18 protein-coding genes are annotated in these 19,495 nt (G+C 61.3%); 2 read left to right on the forward strand and 16 right to left on the reverse strand.

The annotated features are described in order from the left end of the window. Nucleotides 1-10 precede the first annotated feature (10 nt). The 5 genes from ACYU03_RS17310 to sdhC all read right to left on the reverse strand — a co-directional run bounded on the left by ACYU03_RS17310 (nucleotide 11) and on the right by sdhC (nucleotide 6,329). On the reverse strand, nucleotides 11-2,842 hold the full coding sequence (locus ACYU03_RS17310; RefSeq protein ID WP_461885859.1) for a 2-oxoglutarate dehydrogenase E1 component: 2,832 nt from the start codon (nucleotides 2,840-2,842) through the stop codon (nucleotides 11-13). Between the two features lie 246 nt (nucleotides 2,843-3,088). Beyond that, nucleotides 3,089-3,793 (reverse strand): succinate dehydrogenase iron-sulfur subunit, encoded by a 705-nt coding sequence (locus ACYU03_RS17315; protein WP_461885860.1) that lies wholly within the window; start codon nucleotides 3,791-3,793, stop codon nucleotides 3,089-3,091. An 11-nt stretch (nucleotides 3,794-3,804) separates the two neighbouring features. Beyond that, nucleotides 3,805-5,577: a succinate dehydrogenase flavoprotein subunit gene (sdhA, locus tag ACYU03_RS17320; protein WP_461885861.1), complete on the reverse strand. Its 1,773-nt coding sequence runs from the start codon at nucleotides 5,575-5,577 to the stop codon at nucleotides 3,805-3,807. Between the two features lie 3 nt (nucleotides 5,578-5,580). Beyond that, nucleotides 5,581-5,949 carry a succinate dehydrogenase, hydrophobic membrane anchor protein gene (sdhD, locus tag ACYU03_RS17325; RefSeq protein ID WP_461885862.1) on the reverse strand — a complete coding sequence of 123 codons (369 nt, stop codon included), beginning with the start codon at nucleotides 5,947-5,949 and terminating at the stop codon, nucleotides 5,581-5,583. Next, entirely contained in the window at nucleotides 5,943-6,329 is a 387-nt protein-coding gene (gene sdhC / locus ACYU03_RS17330; RefSeq protein ID WP_461885863.1) for a succinate dehydrogenase, cytochrome b556 subunit, read from the reverse strand. The genes sdhD and sdhC overlap by 7 nt, the downstream gene beginning before the upstream one ends. Before the next feature lie 351 nt (nucleotides 6,330-6,680). Here sdhC and gltA point away from each other — a divergent pair, with 351 nt between their 5' ends. Next, the gene (gltA, locus tag ACYU03_RS17335; RefSeq protein WP_461885864.1) at nucleotides 6,681-7,970 is read left to right on the forward strand and encodes a citrate synthase; all 1,290 of its coding nucleotides are present in this window, start codon (nucleotides 6,681-6,683) and stop codon (nucleotides 7,968-7,970) included. 90 nt (nucleotides 7,971-8,060) lie between these two features. Here gltA and ACYU03_RS17340 read toward each other — a convergent pair whose 3' ends face one another. The 9 genes from ACYU03_RS17340 to ACYU03_RS17380 all read right to left on the reverse strand — a co-directional run bounded on the left by ACYU03_RS17340 (nucleotide 8,061) and on the right by ACYU03_RS17380 (nucleotide 15,120). Further along, on the reverse strand, nucleotides 8,061-8,666 hold the full coding sequence (locus ACYU03_RS17340; RefSeq protein ID WP_461891491.1) for an START domain-containing protein: 606 nt from the start codon (nucleotides 8,664-8,666) through the stop codon (nucleotides 8,061-8,063). Between the two features lie 33 nt (nucleotides 8,667-8,699). Further along, nucleotides 8,700-8,954 carry a YkgJ family cysteine cluster protein gene (locus ACYU03_RS17345; RefSeq protein ID WP_461885865.1) on the reverse strand — a complete coding sequence of 85 codons (255 nt, stop codon included), beginning with the start codon at nucleotides 8,952-8,954 and terminating at the stop codon, nucleotides 8,700-8,702. A gap of 119 nt (nucleotides 8,955-9,073) precedes the next feature. Then, a complete protein-coding gene (locus ACYU03_RS17350; protein WP_461885866.1) occupies nucleotides 9,074-9,532 on the reverse strand; it encodes a hypothetical protein in 459 nt (152 codons plus the stop codon). Nucleotides 9,533-9,596: 64 nt separating this feature from the next. Next, on the reverse strand, nucleotides 9,597-11,039 hold the full coding sequence (locus tag ACYU03_RS17355) for an aminotransferase-like domain-containing protein (protein ID WP_461885867.1): 1,443 nt from the start codon (nucleotides 11,037-11,039) through the stop codon (nucleotides 9,597-9,599). A gap of 324 nt (nucleotides 11,040-11,363) precedes the next feature. Continuing rightward, nucleotides 11,364-12,173: an OmpA family protein gene (locus ACYU03_RS17360; RefSeq protein ID WP_461885868.1), complete on the reverse strand. Its 810-nt coding sequence runs from the start codon at nucleotides 12,171-12,173 to the stop codon at nucleotides 11,364-11,366. Then, a complete protein-coding gene (locus tag ACYU03_RS17365) occupies nucleotides 12,170-12,523 on the reverse strand; it encodes a DUF4398 domain-containing protein (protein ID WP_461885869.1) in 354 nt (117 codons plus the stop codon). Before ACYU03_RS17365 ends, ACYU03_RS17360 begins: the two co-directional genes overlap by 4 nt. Nucleotides 12,524-12,532: 9 nt before the next feature. Continuing rightward, nucleotides 12,533-13,357, reverse strand: coding sequence for a substrate-binding periplasmic protein (locus ACYU03_RS17370; protein WP_461885870.1), 825 nt, complete (start codon nucleotides 13,355-13,357; stop codon nucleotides 12,533-12,535). Nucleotides 13,358-13,440: 83 nt separating this feature from the next. Beyond that, the gene (locus tag ACYU03_RS17375; RefSeq protein ID WP_461885871.1) at nucleotides 13,441-14,370 is read right to left on the reverse strand and encodes an electron transfer flavoprotein subunit alpha/FixB family protein; all 930 of its coding nucleotides are present in this window, start codon (nucleotides 14,368-14,370) and stop codon (nucleotides 13,441-13,443) included. After that, a complete protein-coding gene (locus ACYU03_RS17380; protein WP_461885872.1) occupies nucleotides 14,371-15,120 on the reverse strand; it encodes an electron transfer flavoprotein subunit beta/FixA family protein in 750 nt (249 codons plus the stop codon). A 544-nt stretch (nucleotides 15,121-15,664) separates the two neighbouring features. On the opposite strand from ACYU03_RS17380, the gene ACYU03_RS17385 reads away from it, so the two are divergent. Further along, nucleotides 15,665-17,329, forward strand: coding sequence for an electron transfer flavoprotein-ubiquinone oxidoreductase (locus ACYU03_RS17385; protein WP_461885873.1), 1,665 nt, complete (start codon nucleotides 15,665-15,667; stop codon nucleotides 17,327-17,329). Between the two features lie 75 nt (nucleotides 17,330-17,404). Here ACYU03_RS17385 and ACYU03_RS17390 read toward each other — a convergent pair whose 3' ends face one another. Both ACYU03_RS17390 and ACYU03_RS17395 read right to left on the reverse strand, forming a co-directional pair. Then, complete coding sequence (locus ACYU03_RS17390; protein WP_461885874.1) at nucleotides 17,405-18,715, reverse strand: MFS transporter; 1,311 nt, start codon at nucleotides 18,713-18,715, stop codon at nucleotides 17,405-17,407. A gap of 66 nt (nucleotides 18,716-18,781) precedes the next feature. Then, a complete protein-coding gene (locus ACYU03_RS17395; RefSeq protein ID WP_461885875.1) occupies nucleotides 18,782-19,264 on the reverse strand; it encodes a histidine kinase in 483 nt (160 codons plus the stop codon). Between the last annotated feature and the right edge of the window lie 231 nt (nucleotides 19,265-19,495).

Raw genomic sequence — 19,495 nt, forward strand, 5'->3', positions numbered from 1 at the left:
CGCGAAGGCATTAAACAGTGAAGGCATCCTGCAGCAGTTTTTCCTGCTGCTCGGCGTGCATCGAAGCGTAACCACAGGCTGGCGCGGCCGAAGCCTCGCGACCGGCGTACTCCAGGACCAGCTCCTTGTTGTGGCGGGTCAGGATGCGACGCATGTGGTGCTGGCTGCTGTACCAGGCGCCCTGGTTCATCGGTTCTTCCTGGCACCACACCGCATCTTTCAGATTGGTGTATGGCGCGAGGATTTCGACCAGGTCGTCCTCAGGGAACGGATACAGCTGCTCGATACGCACGACGGCGATGTCTTCACGACCTTCGGCACGGCGCTTCTCCAGCAGGTCGTAGTAAACCTTACCGCTGCACAGGACCAGGCGGGTGACCTTGGCCGGATCGAGGCTGTCGATTTCCGGGATCACGGTCTGGAACGAGCCTTCGGCCAGTTCTTCCAAGGTCGAGATGGCCAGCTTGTGGCGCAGCAGCGACTTCGGTGTCAGCACGATCAGCGGCTTGCGCAGCGGACGGATGACCTGGCGACGCAGCAGGTGGTAGATCTGGGCCGGAGTGGTCGGTACGCAGACCTGGACGTTGTGCTCGGCGCACAGTTGCAGGTAACGCTCCAGACGCGCCGAGGAGTGCTCAGGCCCCTGCCCTTCATAACCGTGCGGCAGCAGCATGGTCAGGCCGCAGAGACGACCCCACTTGTGCTCGCCACTGGTGATGAACTGGTCGACGACCACCTGGGCACCGTTGGCGAAATCGCCGAACTGGGCTTCCCAGATCACCAGCGCGTTCGGCGTGGTGGTGGAGTAGCCGTATTCGAAGGCCAGCACTGCTTCTTCCGAGAGGAAGGAGTCGTACAGGTCGAACTTCGGCTGGCCGGCGTACAGGTTCTGCAGTGGCAGGTAGGTGGTGGCGTCCTTCTGGTTGTGCAGCGCCGCATGGCGGTGCGAGAAGGTGCCGCGACCTACGTCCTGGCCGGTGATACGCACTGGATGACCTTCGAACAACAGGGTCGCGTAGGCCATGGTCTCGGCGTAGCCCCAGTTGATCGGCAGACCACCGGCCTGCATCTTCTGGCGGTCTTCGTAGATCTTCGAAACCTGACGCTGGACGACGAAACCTTCCGGCAGTTCCAGCAGCTTGGCCGACAGTTCCTGCAGGGTCTTGAGGTCGAAGCGGGTATCGTGACGCGCGGTCCAAGCATGGCCCAGGTACGGACGCCAGTCGACGAACAGCTCTTTGTTCGGCTCCTTGACCAGGCTCTTGACCACGTGCAGGCCGTTGTCCAGCGCGTTGCGGTACTCGTCGATCTTGGCCTGGGCGCGCTCGGCGTCGATACGGCCGGCCTGGATCAGGCTTTCGGCGTACTGTTCGCGGGTGGTGCGCTGCTTGGCGATCTGCTGGTACATCAGCGGCTGGGTGCCGCTCGGCTCGTCGGCCTCGTTGTGGCCACGGCGGCGGTAGCAGACCAGGTCGATGACCACGTCACGCTTGAATTGCATGCGGTAATCGATGGCCAGCTGGGTGACGAACAACACCGCTTCAGGATCATCGCCGTTCACGTGCAGGATCGGCGCCTGGATCATCTTGGCAACGTCGGTGCAATACTCGGTGGAACGCGAGTCCAGCGGGTTGCTGATGGTGAAACCAACCTGGTTGTTGATCACGATGTGCACGGTGCCGCCGGTCTTGAAACCGCGGGTCTGCGACATCTGGAAGGTTTCCATGACCACGCCTTGACCGGCGAATGCCGCGTCACCGTGGATGGAGACCGGCAGGACCTTGTCGCCGACGGTATCGTTGCGGCGGTCTTGGCGGGCACGGACCGAACCCTCTACCACTGGCGAGACGATTTCCAGGTGGGAAGGGTTGAAGGCCATGGCCAGGTGGACTTCACCACCGGCGGTCATCACGTTGGACGAGAAGCCCTGGTGGTACTTCACGTCACCGGAGCCCAGCTCGACCTTCTTCTTGCCTTCGAACTCGTCGAACAGTTCGCGCGGGTTTTTGCCGAAGGTGTTGACCAGCACGTTCAGGCGGCCACGGTGGGCCATGCCGATCACGACTTCCTTGGTCCCGTAGGAACCGGAGCGCTGGATCATTTCATCCAGCATCGGGATCAGGCTTTCGCCGCCTTCCAGACCAAAACGCTTAGTGCCCGGGTACTTGGTGCCCAGGTACTTTTCCAGGCCCTCGGCCGCGGTAACGCGCTCAAGCAGATGGCTCTGGATGTCGGCGGAGAATTCAGGGCGACCACGGACGCTCTCCAGACGCTGCTGGAACCAGCTGCGCTGCTCGGAGTCGACGATGTGGGTGAACTCGGCGCCGATGGTGCGACAATATGTCTTCTGCAACGCGTCGAGGATTTCGCGTAGGCTCGCCTCCTCCTTGCCGATGAACAGGTCGCCGGCACGGAAGGTCGTATCAAGATCGGCATTGGTCAAGCCGTAATGATTGATCGACAGGTCTACTGGCGCAGGGCGCTGCCACAACCCCAAGGGGTCGAGCTTCGCGGCTTGATGGCCGCGCATACGGTAGGCCTGGATCAGTCGCAGCACTTCAACCTGCTTCTTCTCGTGTTCACTGCTCACGCTCCCGGCGGAAACCGGCTGGGCGCGGCGCTGGTTCTTCGCCAGCAGTACGAAATGGTCGCGGATTGTAGAGTGCGATACATCGGTAGCGGTGCTGCCTTCGGCGGGCAACTTCTGGAAGTAAGTGCGCCACTCTTCTGGCACAGCGTTAGGGTCGTGCAGGTAGAGCTCATAGAGCTCTTCCACATATGCAGCGTTACCACCTGAAAGGTGGGCGCTTTCCCACATGCGCTGCATCACGCTTTCTTGCATGCTTGGTCACCCTCGGTTAGGGGACTGATCGGCAAGAGCCACAGCAAACCTGGAAAAGCCCGAGTACAGCGACTGAACCACGCCACCGAGGATCCTGCAGATTTTCCGGGTACCAGCCCGGAAGCCCCTGCTGGTCTCATATCTTCATAGGTAAGAGCTCAGGCGTTGCGGGCCTTTGCTCGGGTTTCACCTCGGTGCGGGCTGATGCCCGCACCTCGGCGTGCTACGGGTACAACACTTTCAGAATCAGGTGCCGCTTTGCAGCAGCATGTTACGTACGTGACCGATTGCCTTGGTTGGGTTCAGGCCCTTGGGGCAAACGTTTACGCAGTTCATGATCCCGCGGCAGCGGAACACACTGAACGGGTCATCCAGCGATGCCAGACGCTCCTGGGTCTTGGTGTCACGGCTGTCGGCCAGGAAGCGATAGGCCTGCAACAGCGCGGCTGGACCCAAGAACTTGTCCGGGTTCCACCAGAAGGACGGGCAGGAGGTCGAGCAGCAAGCGCACAGGATGCACTCGTACAGACCGTCCAGCTTGTCGCGCTCTTCCGGCGACTGCAGACGCTCGATGGCCGGAGCCGGGGTATCGTTCTGCAGGAACGGCTTCACCTTCTCGTACTGCTTGTAGAAGATGCTCATATCGACGACCAAGTCACGGATCACCGGCAAACCAGGCAGCGGACGCAGCACCAGCTTGTTGCCCTTGACCACGGACGACAGCGGCGTGATGCACGCCAGGCCGTTCTTGCCGTTGATGTTCATGCCATCGGAACCGCACACACCCTCACGGCAGGAACGACGATAGGAGAAGCCCTCGTCCTGCTCCTTGATCAGCGCCAGCACGTCCAGCACCATCAGGTCCTTGCCACCGGTATCGACGTCGAACGACTCCATCTTGGGCGCCGAGTCGGTGTCCGGGTTATAACGATAAACTTCGACTTTCAACATAGCGGCCACCCTTAGTAAGTCCGGACTTTTGGTTCGAACGCCGGTACGGTCTTCGGCGCGAAGTTGACTGCACGTTTGGCAACCCGCTTCTCACCTGGGAAGTACAGGGTGTGGCACAGCCAGTTTTCATCGTCACGGTCTTCGAAGTCTTCACGGGCGTGAGCACCGCGGGACTCTTTGCGTACTTCAGCAGCGATTGCAGTGGCTTCAGCGACTTCCAGCAGGTTCTGCAGCTCCAGCGCTTCGATACGCGCGGTATTGAAGGCCTGGGACTTGTCGTTGATCTTGACGTTGGCGATACGCTCGCGCAGGCCAGCCAGTTGCTCGATGCCCTTCTGCATGTATTCGCCGGTACGGAATACACCGAAGTAGTTCTGCATGCAGCTCTGCAGCTCGCGACGCAAGGTTGCCACGTCTTCGCCGGAAGTACGCTCGTTGAGCTTGTTCAGGCGGTTCAGCGCAACTTCGACATCGGTGTCGCTGGCGTCACGGTATTCGATACCATCGGTCAGCGCCTTCTCCAGGTGCAGGCCGGCCGCACGGCCGAAGACCACCAGGTCGAGCAGCGAGTTGCCACCCAGGCGGTTGGCACCGTGAACCGATACGCACGCCACTTCACCGACCGCGAACAGACCTGGAATGATCTGGTCTTCGCCGTTGGCGTCCTGAGTGATGGCCTGGCCATGGATGTTGGTGGCAACGCCGCCCATCATGTAGTGACAGGTTGGAACGACCGGTACCGGTGCGACCACAGGGTCGACGTGGGCGAAGGTCTTGGACAGCTCGCAGATACCTGGCAGGCGGCTGTGCAGCACTTCCTCGCCCAGGTGGTCGAGCTTGAGCATCACGTGGTCGCCATTCGGGCCACAGCCGTTACCGGCGATGATTTCCTTGACCATGGAGCGGGCCACGACGTCACGACCGGCAAGGTCCTTGGCGTTGGGCGCGTAGCGCTCCATGAAGCGCTCACCGTGCTTGTTGATCAGGTAACCACCTTCACCACGGCAACCTTCGGTAACCAGTACACCAGCGCCAGCGATGCCGGTCGGGTGGAACTGCCACATCTCGATGTCCTGCACCGGCACGCCGGCACGCAGGGCCATGCCGACACCGTCACCGGTGTTGATCAGGGCGTTGGTGGTGGAGGCGTAGATACGACCGGCACCGCCAGTGGCCAGAACGGTGGCCTTGGAACGGATGTACTGGGTCTCGCCGGTTTCGATGCAGATCGCGATCACACCGACGAAGGCGCCATCCTGGTTCTTCACCAGGTCAACGGCGTAGTACTCGTTGAGGAAGGTGGTGCCTGCCTTCAGGTTGCCCTGGTACAGGGTGTGCAGCAGTGCGTGACCGGTACGGTCGGAAGCCGCGCAGGTACGCGCCGCCTGGCCGCCCTTGCCGAAGTCCTTGGACTGGCCGCCGAACGGACGCTGGTAGATACGGCCGGTTTCGGTACGCGAGAACGGCAGGCCCATGTGGTCCAGCTCGAAGACTGCAGCCGGGCCTTCTTGGCACATGTATTCAATCGCGTCCTGATCACCGATGTAGTCCGACCCCTTGACGGTGTCGTACATGTGCCAGCGCCAGTCGTCGTTCGGGTCGGCGGAGGCGATAGCGCAGGTGATGCCGCCTTGGGCGGAAACAGTGTGCGAGCGGGTCGGGAAGACCTTGGTGATCACGGCAGTCTTGTGACCGCCCTGAGCCAGCTGCAGCGCAGCGCGCATGCCGGCACCGCCGCCACCAACAATGATGGCGTCGAAAGAAATCGTTGGAATGATAGCCATGAATCAGATACCCCAGAGAATCTGCACACCCCAGACGAAGTACGCGAACATCGCGACACCACAAACCGCCTGGAACAGGAAACGTACCGCAGTCGCCGACTTGCCGAAGGACATCGGCGTCAGGTAGTCGGTGGCGATGGTCCACATGCCGACCCAGGCGTGAGCGCCCAGGGCCACCAGGGCCAACAGACTGAAGATACGCATCGCGTTGTTGGAGAACAGGGCGTGCCACTGGGCATAGTCGATGCCTGGGTGCGCCACGAGGTAGCCGATCAGGAAAATGAAATAAGCCGCGAGAACGACCGCAGAAACGCGCTGCGCCATCCAGTCATAGAGGCCCGAACGCGACAGGTTCGTGACATTGGTTACCATATCCAAACTCCCGCCAGAACGATCACCACCACGGAGATGACGATGACGATTTTCGAGCCCAGCTTGCCGCCTTCCAGCGTCTCACCGATGCCCATGTCCATGATCAGGTGACGAACACCCGCCACCAGGTGATACAGCAAGGCGGACAGCAGGCCCCAGATCACCAGCTTGGCCAGCGGACTGGTCAGACACGCCTTCACTTCTGCGAAACCTTCCTCGGAACCCAGGGACTTGCTCAACGCATAGAGCATGATGGCCAGGCCGAGAAACAGGATGACGCCGGAGATACGGTGAAGAATGGACGTGTAGGCAGTGATCGGAAGTTTGATGGTCCTTAGGTCTAGGTTTACAGGTCGTTGGCTTTTCACGGCTTTTTTCACACTGAAGAGCCCCTAGCTAACAGGGCAAAGTTGTTGGTAAGTGTACTGGTCAGGTACCCACCACCCAGGGAGCGACGACCCCCAGCGGAACGGGCTTGCAAGCCCCTGGCGGTCGGCTGCCGAGTATAGACAGTTAGGCTGCTTATGACAACGTGATGGGCTAGCCCAAATAGCGGATTGCCTTTGGCGAGCAAAAGGCGTAAACGGGCGAGAATTTCGGGAAAAACAAGGGCTGCGAGGGCTTTTCAACCAGCCTTTAGGCAAATTGACATTCGAATTTATCCCTCTATAGTGGTGCGGGCCCTGCGTGGGGGGTCTGTCTGATGATTTCAAGCATTAATAGGAGGCCACATGGCTGACAAAAAAGCGCAGTTGGTCATCGAGGGCGCAGCCCCCGTCGAGCTGCCCATTTTAACCGGCACCGTTGGTCCCGATGTTATCGACGTGCGAGGGTTGGGGGCCACGGGTCACTTCACTTTCGACCCCGGCTTCATGGCGACCGCATCCTGCGAGTCGAAGATCACCTATATTGACGGCGACAAGGGCGTGCTGCTGCACCGCGGCTACCCGATCGAACAACTCGCCGAGAAATCGGACTACCTCGAGACCTGCTACCTGCTGCTCAACGGCGAACTACCGAATGCCGAGCAAAAGGCCCAGTTCGTCAGCACCGTGAAGAACCATACCATGGTCCACGAGCAGCTGAAGTCCTTCTTCAACGGTTTCCGTCGCGACGCCCACCCGATGGCGGTGATGTGCGGTGTGGTCGGCGCCCTGTCGGCGTTCTACCACGACTCGCTGGACATCAATAACCCGCAGCACCGCGAAATCTCCGCGGTACGCTTGGTCGCCAAGATGCCGACCCTGGCGGCGATGGTCTACAAGTACTCCATGGGCCAACCCATGATGTACCCGCGTAACGACCTGTCGTACGCGGAGAACTTCCTGCACATGATGTTCAACACCCCGTGCGAGATCAAACCGATCAGCCCGGTGCTGGCCAAGGCAATGGACCGGATCTTCATCCTCCACGCCGACCACGAGCAGAACGCCTCCACCTCCACCGTACGCCTGGCAGGTTCCTCGGGCGCCAACCCGTTCGCCTGTATCGCCGCCGGCATCGCCGCACTTTGGGGCCCAGCCCACGGCGGTGCCAACGAAGCGGTACTGACCATGCTCGATGAGATCGGCGATGTTTCCAACATCGACAAGTTCATCGCCAAGGCCAAGGACAAGAACGATCCGTTCAAGCTCATGGGCTTCGGCCACCGCGTGTACAAGAACCGCGACCCGCGCGCCACCGTGATGAAACAGACCTGCGACGAAGTCCTGCGCGAGCTGGGCATCAAGAACGACCCGCAGCTGGAACTGGCCATGCGCCTGGAAGAGATCGCCCTGACCGATCCTTACTTCATCGAGCGCTCGCTGTACCCGAACGTCGACTTCTACTCCGGCATCATCCTCAAGGCGATCGGCATTCCAACCAGCATGTTCACCGTGATCTTCGCCCTGGCACGTACCGTGGGCTGGATCTCGCACTGGAAAGAAATGCTCTCCAGCCCGTACAAGATCGGCCGTCCGCGCCAGCTGTACACCGGCTACGAGCAGCGCGACCTCGTCAGCCTGGACGAACGCAAGTAAGCACTGCTCAGCAGAGCCGAAAACAAGGAAAGGCTGCCCTCGGGCAGCCTTTCTTGTTTCTACACAGCTGGGCACCGCGTCAGCGGCTACTCAGGGCTTCTCCGCCCTCTCCTTCAGCCCTTTGAGGGTATTGAACGGCGCATCCACCACGAACTTGTTGGCCAACCACGACGGCACACTACCGCCCGGCTCGGTATGCACCTGGTAGGTCACTTCAGTGCTGTCGCCCTTGGGCACCAGCTTCCAGAAACCTTGTACCTGGGCCACTCGTACAAAGCCATTCTCCTCCGGCAGGTACTTCGGCTGGCCTTCAAGATTGCGGGTCAGACTGCCATCAGCCTCCTGGACAGTAGTGACATGCAGAACCGAATCACGCGGCGTCACTGGCCATGGGGTATTGAACTGGGTATAGGTCCAACTCTGATCCCCTTCGTGCTTGAGCAGCTTCTGTGACTTGCACTCATGAACCCAGGCGCAAGCACCGACCACATCCTCCTGTAACGCCTTGACCTTGGCCAGCGGCGCCTTGATCAAGGTCACGCCTCGGTAAGCCTTGTACTTGGAGCCCGCCACCTCGCTGAGCGAGACCTTGATGCCCTGCTCGTCCTTGGCCACCTGCCAGTCCTCGGCCTGGACGACCGGCGCCAGCATGACCCCCACCCCACACAGCAGTGCAATACGCTTGAACGATCCCATCATCTTGTTCCTTATTGTCGAAGATCCAGGCTCTCACGCCGCAGTCATCTGCTCCAGCCAGCCAAGAATCCTGATGGCTTCGTCACGGTCACTGCCGCACACCTCCACATCCGCCTTGAAGCCGCCACAGACTGCCGGGCGTTCGGGCTTGCCAAACAGCGCGCAGAGATTGTCCAGGGACAGGTGCAGGCAACGCTCGCCGGCCGGCTTGCCCTTGGGCATCCCCGGGATCGGCGAGCTGATGGAAGGGGCGATACAGCAGGCGCCGCAGCCTTCACGGCAATTCATGACAACAAACTCCTCGGAGCAGAACGGGATGAAAGTGCTTGGATAGTAACCGCTGAAACAAGCGTTTGAAATTACTGGCAGGATGAAATCCACCGTGACTGAGCAGTCAGTTGACCTGGCTACTGCTTGAACTCGAAATCGATGGCCGCCCCCTCGACATCGCGCCGGCTATCGTTGCGCAACTGCAGCTGCATTTCGTTGCTGATCAGTCGGCCATTGAGCTGGAACGGGCTGTCGGTGGCCGGCTTCTCGGTGAACATCGAGGGCAGCAGGGGCTTGCGCGCCAGCGGCTCACCACTGACCTGCGGCTTGAGGTCCTTGACCAGCTCGACAGGCAGGCTCAGGTCTATCCTGGGTTTGGCCCCTGCCTTGCGCTTGCCGCTGGTAGAGGTCTTGGCCGGAACCTTGCGCTGAGTCGAGGCCTTCTTGCGCACCGGCTCGGCGCTGGCTTTGGTCGCCTTGTCCTGAGCCACGGCAGCCTTGCCATTGCCCGAGGCCTGCGCCCCATGGGCCGGACCTCCCAACACCCAGAACGGCGCCAGACACAGGAGCAAACCAAGAGAGCGCAGGAGCTTCATGAACGAACACCGGGAGCATCCACCAAAGACCGCTATGCTCCCTGTTCCGTGCTCGCCTGGCAAGCTAGAACAGCGCTGCGCTGGACTCCTGGCATAACTGGTTCGCCAGCAACCCGAGCGTGATCACCGCACGCTCCGCCTCCTTGTTCCACGGAATACCGCAGTTGAGCCGGATGCAGTGGTTGAACTGCTCGGTATTACTGAAGATCAACCCAGGTGCAATACTGATGCCCTGCTGCAAGGCTCGCACGTGCAGTTCCTGAGTATTGACCCGCCCCGGCAAGCTGACCCAGAGAATGAAGCCACCCGTAGGCCGCGTCATTTGCGTCCCCTCAGGAAAGTGCTGCTGCACCGCCAGTTGGTAGGCGCTGAGATTCTTGCGGTACTCCTGGCGGATGTAGCGCAGGTGCCGGTCGTAACCGCCATTTTCCAGATAGGCCGCCACCCCCATCTGGGTCACGCTGCACGCCGAGTGGGTGCTGAAGGTCTGCAGGCGCTGGATTTCATCCTGGTAGCGTCCAGCGATCATCCAGCCAATGCGCACACCGGGCGACAAGGTCTTGGAAAAACTCGAACAGTAGATCACTCGGTCCAGGCGGTCGAAAGCCTTGAGCGCCTTGGTCCGCCCCTGTTCGAACATCAGCTCGCCATAGATATCGTCTTCGACGATCTGTATGTCGAAGTCCGAAGCCAGGCGCAGCAATTGCTTCTGCCGCTCCTCGGGGATGGTCCCGCCCAGCGGATTGCTCAACCGCGGGGTTAGCACTAGGGCCTTGATCGACCACTGGTTGGCGGCCAGTTGCAAAGCTTCGAGGCTGATCCCGGTGGAGGGGTCGCTGGGAATCTCGATGACCTTCAGGCCCAACAAGTCCGCCAACTGCAACAGACCATAATAGGTCGGCGACTCGGCCGCGATCAGGTCACCAGGGCGGGTCAGCACCCGCAACGACATCTGCAGCGCATCGACACAACCGTGGGTAACCACCACCTCGCGCGGGTCCACCAGCACCCCGGCATCGCGCATGCGGATAGCGATCTGCCGACGCAATGGCTCGAAGCCTGGGCTGAACATGTAGCTGAACGCCCGTGGACTATGGAAACGAGTGACCTTGGACAGCTGCTGGTGCAGGGCTCTCACCGGCAGGTAATCCACATGGGGTACCGCTGCACCGAAGGGGAAGACCCCATCGCGACGGGCCTCGGTCAACACCTGCTGAATGATGCTGGCCCGGGTGACCAGGCCAGGACGCTCGACCCGGGCGATGTCCGGCGTCTGCGCGGTCAGCGCCGGTGTCTGATGCACGTAATAGCCCGACTGTGGGCGCGCGCGGATCAACCCCTGGTCTTCCAGGTTCGCATAGGCTTGCAGCACCGTGGCATGGCTGACGTTGAGCTGGGCACTCATTTTGCGTACCGACGGCACACGTTCGCCGGGCTGGTAGACACCGCGGCGGATGTCATCGGCCAGTTGCTGGGCAATGCGCTGGTAAAGCAGCAGGTTGGTCATGGCGAGCTTCTCGATGCGCAGGCTATTCGTTGTTCTTGTACGACTCACAGATGAGCCAGAATACCGTAACAGTTGCAAAGTGTACTGGGACAGATCGCAGAATAGTCAACAATACAGCTGCATGACAGTGACAGATCCCCCATCACCTGCCCTACCCGATAGACGCGCACAAAAAACCCGGCGCAAGCACCTAATGCTGCTCACTTAAGGCATCTGTGGGAGCGGCCTTGTGTCACGATGGACTACCTAGCAGCCCCACCAGAAGACACCCCAGCTTAAGTAAACAGCATCACGGGCAAGCGCCGGGCTTCTTCAGCATGCAGCTCAGCGCGAAGCGCCGAGCCTGCCTTTCTCGTCGGAGAACACGATCTCCACCCGCCGGTTCTTCGCTCGCCCCCGCTCGGAGGCATTGGCCTCGACCGGGTATTGATCACCGTAGCCTTCCACCAGGATGCGCGTTTCATCGATCCCCAGATCGACGAGCATGTCGGCCACCGCCTGCGCCCGATCGCGCGACAGCTTGAGATTGTCCTCTGCCGTGCCCGTGGCGTCGGTATAGCCTTCGATGCGCACCACCCGACGCGGGTTGAGCTGAAGGAACTGCACCAGCTTGAGCACGGTACGGCTGGCGGAACTCTTCAACTCGGCACGGCCGGTGTCAAACAGCACATCTCCCAGGGTCATGACCAGGCCGCGATCACTTTGCTGGGTAGTCAGGCTGGCGATCTGCGCCTCCAACCACTTGCCCTGCTGCTGCACGCTGAGCAACTTGGCCTCACGCAATGCGAGCTGCAGACGCTGGCGCTCGAGGTCGAGCTTGGCCAAGCGTTCCTGATTCAATGCCAACTTGGCATGCTCACGGGCGATCTCACTGTAGCGCTGGCTCAGGTAGGCATAGTGGCGCACGTCGGCACCGGTACCGATGTAGCTCGACAGACGCTCGGCCCGTGCCAACGACTCACCAGCCCGGATCACATCACGCGGCGCGCTGCGCAGGACATCGGAATCGTCCTTGACCGCCTGGAAGGCCGCTCCGGCCTCGTCCAGGGCGGACTCGCTGCGCGGGCTGGCGCAACCCTGCAGGCCAACCACGGTCAACAACGCCAGAGCCGCCAATGGCTTGAAACGCATCATGGCTGCTCCTCCAATTGCTTGCGCAAGCGCGTGACCCGGGACTGCAACAACTCCAACTGCTCCTCGCTCTTCAGGGTCAACACCCGAGCCTCGGCCAGGCGCGCATCCAGCTCGGCCTGCTCAGCACGCATACGGGCGTCACGGTAGGCTTCGGTCGTCATGTTGGCCTGCGCACGCGACAACTTGTCTTCGGCCATCTTCAGTTCCGCGATCTGGTCGCTGGCACCGACGGCCTTGGCCTGTTCCAGTGCCTGCTCGGTAAGACGCATCTGCTCGCGAGGAGCCGGATCATTGGCGCAGCCAGCCAGGCCCAGCATGGCCAGGGCAAGGATTAGCGGTTGAGTTCTCACACAATCTTCCTACTGTTTGGGGGCATCCAGCGGCGCCTGCATCTGTGCCTTCCAGCGCTCGACATTGCGCTGCAGCACCGTCTGGGACACACCGGAGATCGGCAATTCTGTCAGTTTTTTCGCCAGTTGTCCGCGCAGCCAGGCATCGTTGCAGGCCGAGTTGTGCGACAGGGTAAGGTATAGCCCCGGCCGGTCCAAGGGCAGGCCTTGGGCGATCAGGTCATCGCTCACCCCCAGGGTCTGTGCCATCGCCATTCCGGCATAGCGCCCGGCGAGTACATAATCGACCTGGCCCAGCACCAGCTTCTGGAAGGCCTGGGTCAGGTTCTCCGCCGGCACCAGCTTGAGCTGCTCCTTGGCGAAGGTCTCGAAGGCCGAAGTCAGCCGGGCTCTCTCTGAAATACTGCCCTGGTACTGCTGCAGGTCGGCCGGCCCGTTATAGACCACCGGCGAATCATGGCGCGTCCAGACCAGGTATTCGTTGAGCTGCAAAGGCGGATGCACATAGTCCAGGGCGGTCAACTCGCTAACCAGCAAGGGGGTGTCGACCAGCAGGTCGATGCGCCCGCTGCGCACCTCCTCCAACGCCTGTTCACGCCTGCCAGCATGCAACACCTCGACCGCAATCCCCAGCTCTCGCGCCACTTGGCGCAGCAGGTCGACGTTGGCGCCGATCAGGTGCCGGGGGTCCTTCGGGTCTTGCCATGAATAGGGGGGCGCATCGGGACTGCCCGTCGCCACCAGGCGCTCGCACTTGCCCGCGGCCATTGCCAGCGGCGACAACAGTGCTGCTCCACACGCCAGCACTGCACCTATCCGGCCGAGCCTCACCATGCCTTCACTCCTTGTTGCCCAAAACGAAAAAGCCCGGCCCCCAAGTATGGGGGCCGGGCTTCTTTATAAGTGAAGCAGGCGGATCAGACCAGCTTTTCCAGCTCTGGAACCGCTTCGAACAGGTCCGCGACCAGGCCGTAGTCGGCGACCTGGAAGATCGGCGCCTCTTCGTCCTTGTTGATCGCCACGATCACCTTGGAGTCCTTCATCCCCGCCAGGTGCTGGATCGCGCCGGAAATACCGACGGCGATGTACAACTGTGGCGCAACGATCTTGCCGGTCTGGCCGACCTGCATGTCGTTGGGGACGAAACCTGCGTCCACCGCAGCGCGGGAAGCGCCGACGGCAGCGCCGAGCTTGTCGGCCAGGGCGTACAGGTGCTTGAAGTTCTCGCCGTTCTGCATGCCGCGACCACCAGAAACGACGATCTTGGCAGCGGTCAGCTCTGGGCGGTCGGACTTGGCCAGCTCTTCGCCAACGAAGGCCGACTGGCCGGCATCGTGCGCAGCGCCGACGGCTTCGACGGTCGCCGAGCCACCTTCAGCGGCAACCGGGTCGAAACCGGTGGCACGCACGGTGATGACCTTGACCGCAGCGCTCGACTGCACGGTGGCAATGGCGTTGCCGGCGTAGATCGGGCGCTTGAAGGTGTCGGCGGATTCGACCGAGATGATTTCCGAGATCTGGTCCACGTCCAGCAGCGCAGCGACGCGTGGCAGGATGTTCTTGCCGTTGGAAGTGGCAGCAGCCAGCACGTGGCTGTAGCCCTTGCCCAGCTCCGCGACCAAGGGGGCGACGTTTTCCGGCAGTTGGTGCGCATAGGCGGCATTGTCAGCCACCAGTACTTTGGAAACGCCAGCGATCTTCGCAGCGGCTTCAGCGACACCACCGACGCCCTGACCTGCGACCAGCACGTGGATGTCACCACCGATCTTGGCGGCAGCGGCAACGGTGTTCAGGGTAGCCGGTGCAACGGCACCGTTTTCGTGTTCAGCGACAACCAGGATAGTCATTTAGATTACCTTCGCCTCGTTCTTCAGTTTCTCGACCAGTTCGGCCACCGACTTGACCTTGATGCCCGCGCTGCGTGCAGCCGGCGCTTCGACCTTCAGGGTCTTGTTGGTGGAGGCGGTGGAAACGCCCAGCGCGTCTGGCGTGATGTTCTCCAGCGGCTTCTTCTTGGCCTTCATGATGTTCGGCAGCGACGCGTAGCGCGGCTCGTTCAGGCGCAGGTCGGTGGTGACGATCGCCGGCAGGTTCAACGCGACGGTCTGCAAGCCGCCATCGATCTCGCGGGTGACATTGACCTTGTCGCCTGCCACTTCCACCTTGGAGGCGAAGGTGCCTTGGGCGAAGCCGGTCAGCGCGGCGAGCATCTGGCCGGTCTGGTTGTTGTCGCTGTCGATGGCTTGCTTGCCAAGGATCACCAACTGCGGCTGCTCCTTGTCGACCACAGCCTTGAGCAGCTTGGCCACGGCCAGGGAGTTCAGTTCTTCATTGGCTTCGACCAGGACGGCACGGTCGGCCCCCAGGGCCAGCGCGGTGCGCAGTTGTTCCTGGGCGGCAACCGGGCCGATGGTAACGGCAACGATCTCGGTGGCTACGCCCTTTTCCTTCAGGCGTACGGCTTCTTCCACGGCGATCTCGCAGAAGGGGTTCATGGACATCTTGACGTTAGCAAGGTCGACGCCGGAGTTGTCCGCCTTGACGCGAACCTTGACGTTGTAGTCGACCACTCGTTTGACAGCTACAAGAACCTTCATGGATTCCTCGTTACTCTCCGGTGAAAAGAATGTCGCCTGGGGGCATTCCCGGCGATTGCGCGTGGGTACAAGGGCACCTCTAAAAACGATCACGGGCGGGCGAATTTACGACTGACCAATCAGTCTCGTTTCGACCTTCCAAGCAGCAAAACCCACGGGTCATTTTCTGTCGTGCCGTGTAGACTCCACTACAAAGCGGGTTTTGGCTTAACTGCCCTGCTTTTCGCCTGGTCTTTAGGGGTGCACCTGCATCCGACGGTCAGCCTACGGCGAGCGTAAAACCGCTCGTATCTTGACCGTAACGCCCAATCCGGTCAATACGGCAAATCGGCCAGCATCCAGCCGCGCTTCAGTGATTTTACTGGGCTCCGGCAAATTCAAACAAACGTTTGTATTGGACCCGCAAGGTGGTGTAGATATAATGCGCGACCAAGACAAAACGGTGTAGTCCGTCATGTTGGAAGCTACAGCCAGCGTAGCTGTAGTACCGCCAGACACCCACCAGACAAAGCAAAAGCGATGAGCCTTGAGTAGGAGAGAACCTGTGGAACGCGAATACATGGAATTCGACGTGGTCATTGTCGGCGCTGGGCCGGCTGGCCTGTCCGCCGCCTGCCGCCTGAAGCAGAAGGCCGCCGAAGCCGGTAACGAGATCAGCGTCTGCGTGGTCGAGAAAGGCTCCGAGGTTGGCGCCCACATCCTCTCCGGCGCGGTGTTCGAACCCCGCGCCCTGAACGAGCTGTTCCCCGACTGGAAGGAACTGGGCGCGCCGCTGAACACCGAGGTCAAGCGCGACGACATCTATGTGCTCAAGGACGAAGGCAGCTCGATCAAGGTCCCTGACCTGTTCGTGCCCAAGACCATGCACAACGAAGGCAACTACATCATCTCCCTGGGCAATCTCTGCCGCTGGCTGGCCCAGCAGGCCGAGAACCTCGGCGTGGAGATCTACCCGGGCTTCGCCGCCCAGGAAGCGCTGTTCGACGAAAATGGCGTGGTCCGCGGCATCATCACCGGCGACCTCGGTGTCGACCGCGAAGGCAACCCGAAAGAGGGCCTGTACACCCCGGGCATGGAACTGCGCGGCAAGTACACCTTGTTCGCCGAAGGCTGCCGTGGCCACATCGGCAAGCAACTGATCAAGCGTTTCAACCTCGACAGCGAGTCCGACGTCCAGCACTACGGCATCGGCCTCAAGGAAATCTGGGAAATCGACCCGGCCAAGCACGAGCAAGGCCTGGTGGTGCACACTGCCGGTTGGCCGCTGGACGTAATCAGCGCCGAAAACACCGGTGGCTCCTTCCTCTATCACCTGGAGAACAACCAGGTGGTGGTCGGCCTGATCGTCGACCTGTCCTACAGCAACGCTTACCTGTCGCCGTTCGATGAATTCCAGCGTCTCAAGCACCACCCGGTGATGAAGCAGTACCTCGAAGGCGGCAAGCGCATCAGCTATGGTGCCCGCGCCATCTGCAAAGGCGGCCTGAACTCGCTGCCGAAGATGGTCTTCAACGGCGGCGCCCTGATCGGCTGCGACCTGGGCACCCTCAACTTCGCCAAGATCAAGGGCAGCCACACCGCCATGAAGTCCGGCATGCTCGCCGCCGAAGCCGTGGCCGATGCGCTGATCGCCGGTAGCGAAGGCGGCGATACGCTCAACGCCTATGTCGAGTCTTTCAAGGCTAGCTGGCTGCATGAAGAGCTGTTCGCCAGCCGTAACTTCGGCGCGGCGCTGCACAAGTTCGGCCCGATCTTCGGCGGTGCGTTCAACTACATCGAGCAGAACTGGTTCGGCGGCAAGCTGCCGTTCACCCTACACGACACCAAGCCGGACTACGCCTGCCTCAAGCTCGCGGCCGACTCGAAAAAGATCGACTACCCGAAACCGGACGGCAAGCTCAGCTTCGACAAGCTCAGCTCGGTATTCCTCTCCAGCACCAACCATGAAGAGGAACAACCCTGCCACCTGAAGTTGACCGACCCGGCCATCCCGATCGACACCAACCTGCCGCTGTACGACGAGCCGGCCCAGCGCTACTGCCCGGCTGGCGTGTACGAAGTGGTCACCCAGGAAGATGGCAGCAAGCGCTTCCAGATCAACGCGCAGAACTGCGTGCACTGCAAGACCTGCGATATCAAGGACCCGTCCCAGAACATCACCTGGGTAGCTCCGGAAGGCGCAGGCGGGCCGACCTACCCGAACATGTAGATCCTGCCCCTCGACATGCAAAAGCCCCCTGGCCGTCAGGCTCAGGGGGCTTTTGTTTTAGAGAGGGTCAAGGTGTCAGCAGCGCACAGGCTCATCTTCGACCACCAGGCCGTCCTCTGCTCCGAAGTACGCGGCCGTCAGCAGCCCCACCACCCCCATGATCAGGCAGAACCCCACACAGACCCAAGGGCTCCACGGCATCAAGGCAATCAGCGCCAGCGGTGTGGTACTGGCCCAGAGCGCATAGGCGATGTTGTAGGTAAAGGAGATGCCTGAAACGCGGATCTGGGCGGGAAACAAGCCAACCATCACCGACGGCACCACACCCACCACGCCACAGGACAATCCAGCCAGCGCATAGGCAAAGCCCGTCCAGCCCCACTGCCCCACCAGGCTGGCATACAGGCCGCCGATCCCCAGCGGCAACAGCAGGCTGTAGATCATCAGGGCGCGCCAGGCGCCCAGACGGTCGACCATGATGCCCGCTAGCACGCAGCCGATATTGAGGAAGACGATGCCCAGGCTGCTCAGGGCAAAAGTGTGCCCCGCGCTCATGGCGAAGCGTTGCTGCATCACTGTCGGGGTGATCACCACCAACACCACTACCGCCGAGGTCAGCACGCAGGTCAACAAGGCCGCTGGCACCAGCGCCCGGCGATGCTCGCCCAGCACGCGGCGCAGCGGGAACGTCACTGGCTGCTCCTGGCGCGCGCGCAGGGCGAGGAACACTGGCGTTTCGCTGAGCCAACGGCGCAGCCACACGCCGATGACGCCAAACACCCCACCGAGCAGGAACGGATAGCGCCAGGCGTAATCGAGAATTTCCTGCGGCGTGAACATCTGCGCCAACAGCGTCGCGGTCAGCGCGCCGAGCAGGTAGCCGAAGGTCAGCCCCGCCTGCAGGAAGCCCAGGGCATAGCCCCGGCGCCCGGGTGGCGAATGCTCGGCGACGAATGTCCAGGCACTCGGCACCTCGCCGCCCACCGCCGCGCCCTGCAGGATGCGCAGGGCCAGCAGGATCAGTGGCGCGGCATAGCCGATGTCGGCGTAGGTCGGCATCACGCCGATCAACAGGCACGGCAGGGCCATCATCAGGATACTCAGGCTGAATACCCGCTTGCGCCCCAGGTGGTCGGCGAAGTGCGCCATCAGGATGCCGCCCAGCGGCCGCGCCAGATAGCCAGTGACGAAGATCCCGAAGCTTTGCAGCAGGCGCAGCCATTCAGGCATCTCCGGCGGGAAGAACAGCTGGCTGAGGGTCAGCGCGAAGAACACGAAGATAATGAAGTCATAGATCTCCAGCGCCCCACCCAGCGCCGCCAGGCCCAAGGTCTTGTGGTCACCTCGCGTGAGCCGGGGCTGGCGGGCGATATCGATGGCAGTCATGGCAGTTCCGCAAATCGGCAAAGCGCAAGAGCATAGCAAATGCCTGGCCACGGTGGCCGATGCGGTTCAGGAGCGGCAGAACACGGTATGGCCGAAGTTCACCCGGCGCCGTGATGAGGACGAACTGCACGGCATCTGCGCCGGCAGCGGCAACTGGCCCACGACCACGGGAACATCGATGATCGCCATGAAGGACTCCAGCGCCTCGCTGTCCGGGACCTTGGGCAGGCTGACGCTGACCGCCTTGCGCTCGGCAGGGGGAATGGCGGGGACCTTCAGGTGCTGGGAATGGTAAAGCAAGGCGTGCTGGATCTGCGTATTGACCTGACAGAAGCGCGCCAGATCGACCCCGGCATGGCTGGCCAGGTCAATGTTGCCAACCAGCAGGCTGAACGGTTGCAAGGCACTCTGCACCAGGCGCTGCAGGTCCTCGAAGCTTTCCACCGGAGCAATGCGGTAATAACCCAGGCCGTTGAGCATCTTCTCCAACTGCAGCAGTTGGCTGGGGTGCTCGTCAGCGATGAGGATCCGCATGGATTTGTTCGGCATCGTCCGGACCTGGGCAGTAAGGGGAAAAGCGCTCCATGACCATACTGCGCCAGTGCGGGCTCTTAGCGGGCCGCTCACCGGATGAGGGGTCTTCAATGATAGTTGTCGGGAATTCCGGAGAAATCAAGTCATCTCCATACTGAATTTTCAACAATCCGTAAGCCCGGCATGTCAGCAAGAAAAACATGAAGCGACGGTCCACAGCTATAGGCTTTCATCGTAATTAAAATT

It is taken from the genome of Pseudomonas sp. X10 (assembly GCF_054889225.1).